The organism is Pseudomonas sp. SIMBA_067, assembly GCF_046534675.1.
In the GTDB taxonomy this organism is placed as follows: domain Bacteria; phylum Pseudomonadota; class Gammaproteobacteria; order Pseudomonadales; family Pseudomonadaceae; genus Aquipseudomonas; species Aquipseudomonas putida.
The window spans coordinates 206,937-219,957 of the sequence record NZ_JAWRYH010000006.1 but is presented as its reverse complement, the minus strand read 5'-3'; the positions used below and the strand labels follow the sequence as shown (position 1 = coordinate 219,957).

Annotated in this window: 12 protein-coding genes; 5 read left to right on the top strand and 7 right to left on the bottom strand. The window is 62.9% G+C overall.

The window, feature by feature from the left end; genetic code table 11:
• Positions 1-379: 379 nt before the first annotated feature.
• From SB765_RS15585 to SB765_RS15560, 6 genes are read right to left on the bottom strand one after another with little or no spacing between them, the layout of a single operon-like run.
• Entirely contained in the window at positions 380-751 is a 372-nt protein-coding gene (locus tag SB765_RS15585; RefSeq protein WP_028613671.1) for a RidA family protein, read from the bottom strand.
• A gap of 28 nt (positions 752-779) precedes the next feature.
• Entirely contained in the window at positions 780-1,475 is a 696-nt protein-coding gene (locus SB765_RS15580; protein ID WP_341795883.1) for a DUF3726 domain-containing protein, read from the bottom strand.
• 2 nt (positions 1,476-1,477) lie between these two features.
• Entirely contained in the window at positions 1,478-3,172 is a 1,695-nt protein-coding gene (locus SB765_RS15575) for a hypothetical protein (protein WP_341795882.1), read from the bottom strand.
• 26 nt (positions 3,173-3,198) lie between these two features.
• Positions 3,199-4,749 (bottom strand): BCCT family transporter, encoded by a 1,551-nt coding sequence (locus SB765_RS15570; RefSeq protein WP_410931541.1) that lies wholly within the window; start codon positions 4,747-4,749, stop codon positions 3,199-3,201.
• 55 nt (positions 4,750-4,804) lie between these two features.
• On the bottom strand, positions 4,805-5,791 hold the full coding sequence (locus SB765_RS15565) for a dipeptidase (RefSeq protein WP_016500202.1): 987 nt from the start codon (positions 5,789-5,791) through the stop codon (positions 4,805-4,807).
• A 13-nt stretch (positions 5,792-5,804) separates the two neighbouring features.
• Entirely contained in the window at positions 5,805-7,247 is a 1,443-nt protein-coding gene (locus SB765_RS15560; RefSeq protein WP_410910494.1) for an aldehyde dehydrogenase family protein, read from the bottom strand.
• Between the two features lie 95 nt (positions 7,248-7,342).
• Here SB765_RS15560 and SB765_RS15555 point away from each other — a divergent pair, with 95 nt between their 5' ends.
• The 4 genes from SB765_RS15555 to SB765_RS15540 all read left to right on the top strand — a co-directional run bounded on the left by SB765_RS15555 (position 7,343) and on the right by SB765_RS15540 (position 10,223).
• On the top strand, positions 7,343-8,230 hold the full coding sequence (locus tag SB765_RS15555; protein ID WP_410931540.1) for a LysR substrate-binding domain-containing protein: 888 nt from the start codon (positions 7,343-7,345) through the stop codon (positions 8,228-8,230).
• Between the two features lie 236 nt (positions 8,231-8,466).
• On the top strand, positions 8,467-8,607 hold the full coding sequence (locus tag SB765_RS15550; RefSeq protein ID WP_174369350.1) for a hypothetical protein: 141 nt from the start codon (positions 8,467-8,469) through the stop codon (positions 8,605-8,607).
• Positions 8,608-8,695: 88 nt separating this feature from the next.
• Positions 8,696-9,202, top strand: coding sequence for a peroxiredoxin (locus SB765_RS15545; protein ID WP_341795878.1), 507 nt, complete (start codon positions 8,696-8,698; stop codon positions 9,200-9,202).
• A gap of 82 nt (positions 9,203-9,284) precedes the next feature.
• Positions 9,285-10,223 (top strand): LysR family transcriptional regulator, encoded by a 939-nt coding sequence (locus SB765_RS15540; RefSeq protein WP_341795877.1) that lies wholly within the window; start codon positions 9,285-9,287, stop codon positions 10,221-10,223.
• Here SB765_RS15540 and SB765_RS15535 read toward each other — a convergent pair.
• Positions 10,200-11,330 (bottom strand): porin, encoded by a 1,131-nt coding sequence (locus tag SB765_RS15535; RefSeq protein ID WP_410931539.1) that lies wholly within the window; start codon positions 11,328-11,330, stop codon positions 10,200-10,202. The two genes, SB765_RS15540 and SB765_RS15535, sit on opposite strands and share 24 nt — an antisense overlap.
• Positions 11,331-11,703: 373 nt before the next feature.
• Between SB765_RS15535 and SB765_RS15530 the strand changes: the two genes are divergently transcribed.
• Complete coding sequence (locus SB765_RS15530; RefSeq protein WP_410931538.1) at positions 11,704-13,005, top strand: MFS transporter; 1,302 nt, start codon at positions 11,704-11,706, stop codon at positions 13,003-13,005.
• Positions 13,006-13,021 lie beyond the last annotated feature (16 nt).

Below are 13,021 nucleotides of genomic sequence, written 5' to 3'. Positions count from 1 at the left end.
CCTTGCTCGGGTAAGGGGATGCTGTGTCTGGCGTAAGCCTCGGTTGCGATTGATTGGCTGTGCGTAGGGCACAAACAGCCTTTGCAATGAAAGTGCCGAACACGCTTGGCAGTGCCGGGAATGCGGGAAATGCGAGGGGCATGGCCGGCCGGCGCTGTCGGGCGGCTTTGGCCGATGCATCAAATAAGTGCGGTTTTAATCAGGGAGAGGGTTTTGAACCGAGATGGGGCACAGGCCGGTGCCTGGCGGGGAAAAGGGAAGTGTTCCGGGTGCATGTCTTGGGGGTTATGTGGGGCGTATATCGAGCGCCGCGCGGGCGGCGCTCGATCGCACAGGCGCTGAAAACCTCCAGACGAGCGCCTCAAGGCCCTCAATGCCCTCAAAGGCAGGCGTACACCACCAGCTCCACCAGCATTTCTTCGCGTGCCAACCCCGCCACTACGATTGCCGCGCGGTTAGGGTAGGGGGCCTGGAAGTAGTCGGCATACAGGCTGTTGACGGTGGCCAGGTATTGGCGGTCGGTCACGTAGATCAGCACCTGGGTCACGGCATCCAGCGAGCTGCCGGCGGCTTCCAGCGTGTGACGCAGGTTGTCCAGTGTCTGGCGGGCCTGCGCCTCGATGCCGCCAGCAACCACCTGGCCCTGTGCGTCGATGGGGATCTGGGCGGTGTAGAGCGTACCGTTGCCGACTACCGCCCATTCCAGGGGGGCCCTGGAGGCGAACAGCTCTGTCTTGATTGCATGTTTCATACGTTGGTTTCCTGAGTGATGAGCGGCTTCAGTCAGCATCGCTGCCGCCGCCTGCGCCGTGGCGGCGCGAGGCATCGGTGCTTTCGACGAGGATGTGTTCGGCCAGCTGCTTGAGCCGTTGCCAGGTGTGTTCGTTGACTGTAAAGCCCTGATGCAAGGTGCTCTGCGTATTGGCTGGCGCCGTTGCGGTCTGGCCTGGCCGGCTGAACAGCACCGTGACGCTTTGCTCGGCCGCGTCAATGGTGCCGGGCCGGGCTTCACTGCGCAGTGCCGGGCGCTGAATGCCGGCAGTAAAGTCGGCCAGGTGGCACTGACGGGCGTCCTCCCAGCGAGCTTGCACGTGCAGCCCCAGCACAGCTGCCCGGCTCAGGTAACCCAGCAGCAGCAAGCGGTTGTGGCAGTGGTGGATGCGCAGCTCGGCCTGACCACGGCGCATGGCCTTGGCGGCTGCCAGTTCCACCACCGTTGCGGCGCAGCGCAACACGCTCTGGCCCTTGGCGTCGATCACCAGCAGGGTGTCATCCTCGTGGCTCAGGGCGTATGGCTGGGCGGCTTCGGCTTGCAGGTAGAGCAGGGCCTTTTCCAGCGCACCCACGCCATCCAGCCCTTGCAATTGCAGCCAGCCCACCAGCTCGGCGGCATCCTCGCAGTCGCCGGGGGCGAAGCCCATGCCTTCGAAGGCCTTGCGGCACATCACCTGTATTTCGTTAAGCGATACGCGCATGGTCAAAGTTCCCCTTGCGGCATGACCGCGAAATTCCAGTCGTCTGCGAACGGTTGGCCGATGTCGCTGACCAGTGGTGCGCCCTGGAACAGCGTGATACGCACCCAGCGGCTCGACTTGGGGTCGAACTTGCCCGCGCCGAAAAACGCCAGTTTGCAGCGCAGCAGGTGAATCGGCAGCATGTCCCGTGCCAGCAGGTTGGCGCGGATTTCGCCGTAGGTCGTCTGAGCCATGCCTTGCAGGCGGCGCACCGTGCCCTTGAACGCCGGTTGGGCGATCAGGAAGTGCGCGGTCAGCGCTTGGGGCTCCAGCTGCAGGTGCTTCAGCAATGCGGCGTGGCACTGCTGGATATTACGGGCAATGCCCAGCTGCATTTCTTTTTCGGCCCCCGGTTCCTCGCCGCGCATGCCCAGGCGCGGCTCCTCTTTCTCGGCCGAGCGGTACCAGAAGAAGTGCTCGGCATCCACGGCACTGAAGTCGTACTCCAGCGCCCAGCCGTACTGCTGCTCGATGAGCTGGCGCAGTTGCCCAAGGGGCATCTGCGCGTCCAGCTGCCAGCTTTCGTTGACGCCCATGTGCTCGGCCAGTGGCGTGACCTGCTCGGGGTACAGCTCTAGCAGCAGGCTTGCCAGCAGTTCTTGGCAGCCCACCCCCACCTGTGCCTCAGCCCAGGCCAGCAGGCGCGACCAAAGGCCCGCGCCGATGGCTTGTGCGCCAAGCCAGGTGGTCAGTAAAGCAAGCTCGGCCAAGGTTTGCAGGTTCTGCTCATGCTGGCGCTGGTCTTCGGTCCGGGACTGTTCCAAATGCAGGCGGGCGCGTGCCAGCAGTGCCTGCAGGCGCACCAACCGGTCAGGGTCGGCCGGCTGCGCCAACACCAGGGCCAGGGCGGTTTCCCGGGTGCTGATCCAGCGTTCCACCAGCTGCGGGTGGTTGATCAGGAACGGGGCCATGCCCAACCCGGTCGCGTTGCCGACCCCCAGGTAACGTTGCAGGGGCGGGGCCAGTTGCACTGCCCGCTGCGGGTCGAGCGCCTGGGCCATGTGGTTGATCTGCTCGATGCTGAAGTGGCGCAGCAGGTAGACCGTGAACATCTGCGCGCTGAACGGCTGGTTGAAGTCCGGGTTGTCCTGCAGGCAGCCAAAGTCGGCGATGCCGAACTTGCCATTGCCGTACACTGCCGTGGTGCGATACAGGTAGCCGACCTCGGCCAACTGGCCTGGGTCGGGCTGTTGGCCCTCAGCCAGCGCCGCCAGGAACCGGTCGAAATTGCGCAAGCTACGGTTGGCCCGTGATAGTACCAGCACGCGGGCATCGAAGCGGCCAGCCTCCTGCAGCGGCACGTTACGCTGCAGATCGGCCAGTTGCTCGGCATCGACATCACCCGTCACCAGCACGAAGGTGACGTCCCACTGGTCGGCGATGACCCGGTCGCTGCGCTTTTCCGGCGGCAGGTAGGCCGAGAAGATCACGCAGTGGTAATGGCCATTCGGCGTGTCGATGCGGTAGATCGCGGTGCCGAAGCCTTGGCCGTCCAGGTCGAAGCAGCTGCGCTGGATGTGCCAGTGCTGCTGCATCATCCGCCGCATGCTGCTGCGCACGAAGCTCAGCGGGCTCTGGAAGTGGCTGCCCAGCCGGGCCAGGTCCATGACCTGGCTGGCAGGGCGCATCGCGGGTATTGCAGGCACGGTGTTGGGCATTGTTGTTGTACCTGGATGGATCATGTTCAGACGCCTTGTTCGCGGGCCATGTGCCGGGCGATGCGCACTGCATCCCACAAGGCTGGCAGGATCACCAGCGACACCGGTACCGCGGTAATGACAATAAAGGACTGCAGGGCCGTCACGCCGCCAGCGCCGATGGTGATCAGCACCACCGCTGCCAGGCCCATGCCGATGGCCCAGAAACCGCACAGCCATTTTTTCGGTTTATCGTTGCTGGACATCGCCAGCGCCACGGTGAAGGCCATGGCATCGCCATTGGTGGCCACCGAGATGAAGCTCAGGAAAAGGAACAGCGCGCTGATCAGGCCACCCAGTGGCAGGTTCTGCGTCACCCCCAGCAGCAGGTCCTCGGGCTGGGTGCCGTGGGCGGTGACGATGCCTGGCGTTTGCAGCTCCAGGCCGATACCGGTGCCACCCACCACGGTGAACCAGAACATGGTCACCAGCGGCGCGATGATCGACAGTGTCATGATGATCTCGCGAATGGTTCGGCCCCGCGAGATCCGCGCGACGTACAGTGCCACCATCGGCGCGTAGCCAATAAACCAGCCCCAGTAGAACACCGTCCACCAGTCCAGCCACTTGGGGTCGGCGCGGAACATCGCCATCGGAATGAAGTGCTCCACATGCAGGGCAAAGGCCGCCGGGAAGCCGCCGAGGATGAACAGCGTCGGCCCGAACACCACCATGAACAGCGCCAGGCCGATCATCAGCCAGACGTTGATCTCGCTGACAAAACGGATGCCTTTGAGGCCCACCAGGCACGAGACGGTGTACATGGCCGTGACCAGGACGATGGTCAGCGACTGAGTGACGATATCGTTGGGCAAGCCCCACACCGCATGCATGGCGCTGCTGATCTGCAGGCCGAGGAAGCCGATCGGGCCGATGGTGCCGGCGACCACGGCGATGATCGAGGTGGCGTCGGCCAAGGTGCCGATCGGGCCTTTGAGCGCCCGCTCGCCGAACAGCGGGTAAAGCAGGGTACGCGGCGCCAGCGGCAGGCCTTTGTCGTAGTGCAGGTGCATCAGCACGATGGCCAGCAGGCTGCCCAGCACAGCCCAGGCGAGAAAGCCCCAGTGCACGAACGATTGCGCCAGTGCCGCGGTGGCCGCCGCTTCGCTGTGCGGCTGCAGGCCGGCGAATAGGGGCGGCGGGCTGGCAAAGTGCATCATCGGTTCGGCAGCGGCCCAGAAGGCGCCGCCACCTGCCAGCAGGGCGCACATGATCACCGCGATCCAGTTGAAGGTGCTGATGTCCGGGCGCTGGGTGACGCCGCCCAGGCGGACGCGCCCGCATCTGGAAAAACCGATGAACAGGCTGACGGCGAAGGTTGCCAGCATCAGCACTTGCCAGTAGAGGCCAAAGAACCTGGTCGACCAGGCGAACAGGGTATTGACCAGCGCCGACACGCTGTCGATGTCGATCAGTGCCGCCAGGAGGAAGGCGCCGAGGAACCCGCCGCTAATCACGAACAGCGGCCAGTCGATGTCGCGTGCCATTGGCAGGCCCATGGCCTGGACTTCAGCCTGCAGGGTGGTTGGGTTTTTCATGAAGCCTCCGGAACCTGCGATTGTTGTTATTGTGGATGCTGTCCGTGCAAGGGGCTCAGGCCTGTGCCGTGGTGGCAGTCTCCAGCAGGCGCAACCAGTTCAGGCCCATGATGTTGGCCACATCCTGTTCGGCAAAGCCACGCGCGCGCAGGCCCTGGGCGATGTTGCCGAAGTCACGGCTGTCGCGGAACCACTGCAAGGGCGCTGGCCAGTTGGCGTTGTCCTTGGAGCCTTCGCCGTAGTCCTTGTCCTTGCTCCAGCGGCCGTTGCGCATCCATTCCAGCACGGCCAGTGGTTGCGCCTGGCACAGGTCGGTGCCGATGCCGATATGCTCCACGCCCATCAGGTCGGCGGTGCGCGCGACCATGTCGCAGAAGCTTTCCAGGCTGCAGCCCGAGGCACCCTTGAGGTGAAAAGGGTAGGTGCTGAAGCCCAGCAGCCCGCCTGATGCTGCGATCCCGCGCAGCACCGCATCGGACTTGTTGCGTTTGGCGGCGTGGAAGCTGGCCGGGTTGGCGTGGGAGATGATCACCGGTCGGCTCGACAGCTCGATGGCCTCCAGGGTGCTGCGTTCTGCGCTGTGGGACATGTCGATGAGCATGCCGACGCGGTTCATTTCGGCGATCACCTGGCGGCCAAAGCGGCTGATGCCGTTGTCTTCGCGCTCATAGCAGCCGCTGGCCAGCAGGCTTTGGTTGTTGTAGGTCAGCTGCATGACGAACACCCCGAGCTGGCGGAAGACTTCCACCAGGGCGATGTCGTCCTCGATCGGCGAGCAGTTCTGGAAGCCGAAGAAAATCCCCACCCGGCCTTCCTCGTGCGCCAGACGGATGTCGCTGGCCGTGCGCACCGGGCGGATCAGCTCGGGCCAGGTCTCGAAGCGGCGGTTCCATTCGCCCAGGCGCGACAGGGTTTCGCGGGCGTTCTCGTGGTAGGCGATGGTGGCGTGCACCGCGCTCAGGCCACCGGCCTGCATCTGCTGGAATATTTCCGGGCTCCAGTTGGAGTACTGCAGGCCGTCGATCATCAAGAGGTCGTGCATGGCGTGTACTCCTTCAGGGCCGCAGGTAGGTGGTCTTGACCACGGTGTAGAAGTCACGGGCGTACTGGCCCTGTTCCCGTGGGCCGAAACTTGAGGCTTTGCGGCCACCGAACGGCACGTGGTAGTCGGTGCCAGCGGTGGGCAGGTTGACCATTACGCAGCCGGTCTGGGCGCGGCGCTTGAAGTGGCTGGCGTGGCGCAGCGACTGGGTGATGATGCCGGCAGTGAGGCCGTATTCGGTGTCGTTGAGGGTGGCCAGTGCCTCTTCGAAGTCGCGTACGCGGATCACGCAGGCGATGGGGCCGAACACTTCCTCCCGGTTGATGCGCATGTCGTTGCGGCTGTCGATGAACAGCGCCGGGCGCATGTAGTAGCCGTCGCTCTCCAGTTGCAGGCGTTCGCCACCTTCGATAAGGGTGGCGCCTTCGGCCTGGGCCAACTGCAGGTAGGCGAGGTTCTGTTCCAGCTGGCGCGCGTCGGCCACCGGGCCGATCTGCACGCCGGCCTCCAGGGCATGGCCGACCTTGAGCTGGCGCATGCGCAGGCGCAGGGCCTCGACGAAGCGGTCGTGGATGGCGTCGCAGACAATCAGTCGTGACGAAGCCGTGCACTTCTGCCCGGTGCCGAAGAAGGCACCGTTGAGCGCGCATTCCACGGCCAGTTCAAGGTCGGCGTCATCCATGACCACCAAGGCATTCTTGCTGCCCATTTCCAGCTGGCAGCGCACCAGGTTACCTGCGGTGGCGACCGCCACGCGCCGGCCAGTCTGCAGCGAACCGGTGAACGTCAGGGCATCGATGTCGGCGGACTGCACCAGGGCTTCGCCGACGTCGGCGCCGCTGCCCATCACCAGGTTGAAGGTACCGTTGGGCAAGCCCTGGCGGCTGATGATCTCGGTGAGTGCCCAGGCACTGGCCGGCACCAGGTTGGCCGGCTTGAACACCACGGCGTTGCCGAAGGCCAGGGCCGGGGCGATTTTCCAGGCGGCGGTGGCCATGGGGAAGTTCCATGGGGTGATGATGCCCACCACACCCACCGGTTCGCGATGCACTTCGATGTCGACCCCGGCGCGCACCGAGGCGGCGGTCTCGCCCATCTGGCGCAGTACTTCGGCGGCGTAGTAATGGAAGAACTGGCCGCTGCGGTTGACCTCGCCGATGCCTTCGGCCAGGGGCTTGCCTTCTTCTCGCGAGAGCAGTTCGCCGAGCTCTTCCTTGCGGGCAATCAGTTCGTCGCCAATGGCCATCAGAATTTGCTGACGGGCTTCCAGGCCGCTGGCGGCCCACTGCGGTTGTGCGGCGCGGGCGGCCTGGATGGCCTGGCGGGCCTGTTCGGCGCTGGCCTGATGGTACTGGCCGATCAGGTCGCCGGTGTCCGAGGGGCTGTAGTTGCCCAGGGTGGTGTGGCCTTCGCACCACTGGCCATCAATGTAGTTGTTGTAGGTCTTGTGTGACATGGATGAACGCCTCTGTTTGCATGACATTCATCATGCGAGCAATATGCAGCAAATAAAAATTAATAAAAAAAATGCTTTGATAAGGAATGCTAACCATGTTGCCCGAGCTGAAGATCGCCCAATTGCGCTACTTCGTACTGGTCGCCGAACTCAAGAGCTTCCATGCCGCCGCCCGCCAGGCCTTTCGCACCCAGCCGGCGATATCCCTGGCCGTGCGTGAACTGGAGCAGAAGCTGGGCCAGGCATTGGTCGAGAAGGGCGGGGGACGGGTAGAGCTGACGCCCTTCGGCGAGCATTGCCTGCCGTTGTTTCGCGGTTTGATCGAGCACCATGACCGTATCGCCCGTGAAGCCACGCTGCTTGCCCGGCATGAAATTGGCCAGGTCAGCATCGCCACGGTACCTTCGGTGGCCAGCCGCATGCTGCCAGGGCCGCTGGCCCGGTTCGTGGCCGCACACCCGAACGTGCAGGTCAGCATCCAGGATGGCACCGCCGAACGTGTGCAGCAGTTGCTGGCCCAAGGGCAGGTGGATTTCGGCATCAGCAGCCTGTGGATGGATGATGAGCAGGTTGAATTCGCCCCGATCGTGAACGATCAGGTGGGCGTGGTGTGCCGTAGCGACCACCCGTTGGCGCAGGCGGGTGATCCGCTGCACTGGGCGCAGTTGCAGGGCGTGCCGATGATCCGCAATGGTACCTCGCAACTGCTGGCAGGCACCGAGGCCGAGGGTTTGCTATCGCACAGCCGGCTTTTCATCTCCAACATGATTTCGTTGATCGCCATGCTGGAGGAGGGGGTGGGGATCAGCACCCTGCCGTACCTCGCTTTTCCGCAGGAAAACGACAAGCTGGCGTTCGTACCGCTTGTAGAGCCCATGGTAGAGCGGCATATCGGCATGCTCACCCGCAAGGGGCGCAGCTTGTCACCCGCGGCGGGGGCGTTGATGGCATTTTTGCAGGTGCAGTTGGCACAAACCGGCTGAGCCGTTGGCGCATGGCCCCTTGATTTTTGGTCTGAACAGGGAGGGAATTAAAAGTTGGCATGGAAATCTCATGTACAGCGCCTGGCATAGGATCTTCGTAACCTTGCGCTCACCTCCATGGACAAAAACAAAAGGGGGCTTACATGAGTTGTCTGATTTGCGCGGGACAGGCGCAATCCGTCGAATGCACCCAGGGATGGGAAGAGCGGCATTGTTCCCAGTGTGGATGTTACCGAATGTCACAAGCACTCATCCTGGTGATGATGGAAGAGGGGCAGATTTTCGATACTGCACGCATGCGGGAATGGCTGACGGCTCGGCGTGCGTTGGTGCCTGTTCCTTCCATCGACCATACCCAGGCGATATTGGCGAGTTGAAGCGCCGCTGCGGCGGGTATGGTGTACCTGGCTTGGTGGACTGCGGCATCATGGCGTGCCCAGCCATCCATGCATCCAGGAGACAACAATGATCAAGACTGGCGATCAATTGCCCGACGTTACACTGTACGCGTACAACAACGACGAAGGCGCCTGCGCAATCGGCCCGAATGCTTTTTCCATTCGCGCGCGCTGCGAGCAGAAAACAGTAGTGATTTTCGGTTTGCCTGGCGCGTTCACGCCTACCTGCTCCGAACGCCACGTCCCGGGGTATGTTGCTGAGGCACCCGCGTTGTTTGCCGCTGGGGTTGATGAAATTCTCTGCGTTTCGGTGAACGATGCCTTTGTCATGAATGCCTGGGGCAACAGCCTGCAGGTGGGCGAAGCGGTGAGGATGATCGGCGATGGTAACGGCGAATTCAGCGACGCACTGGGCCTGATCCAGGACCTGTCGGCGCGTGGATTGGGGTGCCGTTCGCTGCGTTACGCCATGGTGGTCGACAACCTGGTTGTCAAACACATTGCTGTCGAAGCGCCTGGCAAGTTCGAGGTCAGTGATGCGGCGAGCGTGCTGGCCACGTTGCGTCACGTTTAGCCGCCAGGCCTTTCAGTCAGGGCCTGTCAGGGTCGCCAAAGCCTATTTCAAACCGACCCGATAACAACAAGGGAAAAGACGGTTGAAACTGCATCAACTCAAGGCGCTGGTCGCCATCCACAACGCAGGCAGCATCCTTGAAGCTTCCAAGCTCATGCACATTACCCAGCCTGCGCTGAGCCGTTCGATCAAGGAACTGGAGCGGGAAGTCGGCTTCAGCCTGTTGCAGCGGTCGCACAAAGGCATGGCCCTTACCGAGGAAGGCAAGCGCGTCATCCGCCACGCCAACCTCGTGGTGGAGAGCATCCGTCGCCTGCAGATCGAAGCCGCGAGCATTCAGGATGCCGCGCTGGGCGCGGTGTCGATCGGGGTGACATCGCTGACGGCGATGCTCGATGGTGTCGATGAGAGCATCCTGGCCTTCCGGCGCAAGTACCCGCGGGTGAAGATCACCATCACCGACTTGCGCCCCAGCCAGATCCTGCAACGCCTGCGCGACGGCAGCCTGGACTTTGCCATTACCTCGCAGCAACCGCTGAGCCGGCTGAGCCTGGACTGGGAGGCGCTGGGCAGTATCAAGGGCAGGGTGATTTGCCACGCGTCCAACGCACAAAAGTTTTCCAAGTCACTGCGCACCTTGCAGTATGGCCACTGGATCAGCCTGGATGAGCTGTCGGACCAGGCTTCGCAGTTTCACCAGCTGTTCGAGGTCAATGGCCTCCAGGTCCCGCAGAACACCGTTGAATGCACCTCGGTGATGATGGCGCTCAAACTGCTGAAAAACACCGAATCGTTGATGACTATCAGTGAGCTGGCGGTGGACCAGGGGTTCACTTTGGGCGTGCATGGCGAGTACGTGGCCATGGCGGTGCAGGAGCTGATCCCGGACTACCCTATCAACCTGGTCTGTATCGACCGCCACAGCCTCACAGCGCCTGCCCAGGAGCTGTTTCACAGCTTGCGCGGGCAGGTGCTCAGGCAAACCCGCCCCGTGGCCTCAGAAGTGGTAGTACATGCCTAGCGAGACATTGCTGGGGTTGTCGCCAACCTGGTCCACCGGGGTGCCGGCGTAGGTGACGGACGACGCACGCTGGTTGGCGATCAGGCCGAGCCGTCCATAAATGGCCCAGCGCGGAGTGATGAAATGGTCATAGCCGATCATCACCCCTGCTGCGTCCTTGTCTCGGGCGGTGACCTGGCGCTGCATCACGGCCAGGCGCAGCACGTCCAGCTCGCCGACCGGCGCCATCACCCCAAAGGTGTACAGCGTGGTACTGGGCGTGCCGGCCTGGTCAACGTCCTGGCGTTGCCAGGTCAGGCTGGTGGCCAGCGGGCCGAAATCGTAGAACGCCGCCAGGCTCTTGTAGTAGTTGGCGGTCTGGCGTGAGACGCCGGCGTCGTCCCATGGGTCGCTGTAGTACAGGTTGTAGGAGGCCAGGAGCATTACCCGGTTGTTGCGGTATTGCAGCTTGGCACCGCCACCACGCACGGTGCGCCCCTGGCTGGCGGCATCGTCGAAGCCGAAGCTTAGCGCGGTGCCGATGCTGAAGCCGTTCAGGTTGGGGCTGGTGTAGGCCAGGGTGTGCTTGGCGCGCAGGTCCAGGTAATAGGCGCCCTTGCCGGCAGCAGGCAGGGCCAAGTAGGTGTAGGGCGAGCCGTAGGTGGCCAGAAACGGGTCGGCGTAGGTGGGCGTGCCCATGCTGTAGGTCTTGCCAAACTCAAGCTTGCCCAGGGTTCGCGAGCGCAGGGCGACCGTTGCCAGGCGCAGGGTACCGATGGTGTCCCAGGTCCCCTCCAGGGCTTTGCCATTGACGTTGAAACCCTCCTCGACGTCGAGCTCCAGCACGGTGTCGGGGTTCAGCCCTTTGCGGGCATACAGCCCGAGCTTGTTGGTCCATGCACCGCCGCCGGCCAGGCGAAAGCCCGAGTGGTGCTGCGAGTCGTGATAGCTGGCGAATGCATCCACGGTGCCGTAGACCTTGAGTTTGTCATCAAAACCGTGATCCACCCCGTAATAACCAAAACCTGGCGCAATCCGGCTGAGCGTCGGAAAGCCCTCGGCCTGTGCCTGCACGGCAAGGCATGCCCCTTGGATCATCAACAGCAACGACGTAGTGCGAGTGTTCATTCACGACTCCAGGCCAGCACAGTGATGTGGTGGCTGTAGCGTCGGTGAACAGCAGGTAGCAGCGTGATTGCTTATTCGGCTACGTCATGCCGTTTGGTTAATCAAGGCCCCGCGGGGCGTTACGGATGGCGAGAACGTCTAGGGTAGGCAGGCCTCGAACACGCTGCCAGGCCGCGCTTCTGGCCCGGTTGCGTGAGCACTATCGGGGCAGCGCGCACAGGCAAGGCAATCTGTGCGCCACCTTAGGGCAAATTGGTCAACGCCCGGGCCGGTCAATTAACCATTGGTTAGCCGCATGCCGAAACTGCAAGTGTGTTGGTTGCCCGATTGGCCGATATTCGCTGCATGCCGCGAATTGCCAACGGAGATAACAATGACCAGACCGCTACCCGCACCGACCCTCATGCAGACGGGCGCGCATTCAACTGCGCAGGCATCGTCCTCACGCAAGACCTTGATCGCCTGCTCACTGGGCAATGCGCTGGAAATGTACGATTTCACGATCTACAGCTTCTTCGCTGTGCTGATCGGCAAGCATTTCTTCCCCTCCGAGTCGGCGATGGCTTCGTTATTGATGTCGTTGGCCACCTTCGGCGTCGGTTTCCTGATGCGCCCGGTCGGGGCAATGGTCATCGGTCGCTATGCCGACCGGCGTGGGCGCAAGGCGGCATTGAGCCTGACCATTGGGCTGATGACCCTGGGTACTGCGCTGATCGCGTTTGCGCCCACCTATTCGCAGATCGGCATTTTTGCAACGGTGCTGCTGGTGGCTGGCCGGCTCATCCAAGGCATGTCGGCAGGCGGAGAAGTGGGTACCGCGTCGGTGTTCCTGATGGAGTCCAGTGCGGTTGGCAAACGTTGCCAGAACGTCAGTTGGCAGGCCGCTAGCCAGGGATACGCTGCATTGCTGGGGGCCGGCTTTGGCTTTGCCCTCAGTCAGTTGCTCGACCCTGCTGCCCTGGAAAGCTGGGGATGGCGGATACCCTTCATCTTCGGCCTGCTGATCGGCCCGGTCGGTTGGTACATTCGCACGCGCTTGCCAGAAACCCATGAGGCCGCCCCGGCGCACAAGGCCGAACAGGCGCTGGACGCTGAACTGCTCAAACGTATCGCCCAAGGCATCGGCCTGATGGCCAGCTCGACCATCGGCATGTACCTGTTCGTGTTCTACATGCCCACCTACCTGACCACGGCCTTGCATTACCCGCCAGGCAGCGCGATGGCAATTGCCTGTATCAGCAGCGGCTGCATGGCGGTCATCTGCCCGTTGGCCGGCAAGTTTGCTGACAAGTACCAGCTCAGGAAGCGCCTGCTGGGGTGGACGGTTGCCATGCCGGTGGTGCTGACCCTGCCGGTGTTCTACCTGCTTGGGCAGGTGCAGCACATGGGCCTGGCCATGATGTGCGTGGCGGTGCTGATACTGCCTACCTGCATCGGTGCCGGCGCGTTCTTTGCGCTGATGATGGAGGGCTTCCCGAAAGCGAGGCGCTCCTTCGGCACCTCGGTCAGCTACAGCCTGGGGGTAACAATCTTTGGCGGGTTTTCGCCGCTGATGGCGACCTGGCTGATTGCTGCGCTCGGCACCCCGTTGGCGCCGGCGTACTTCCTGCTGGCCGGGGGTGTTGTCAGCCTGGCCTGCCTCAAATACTTCCCCGAAAACAAAGGATGCGAGTGACATGGGCACTTTGAAC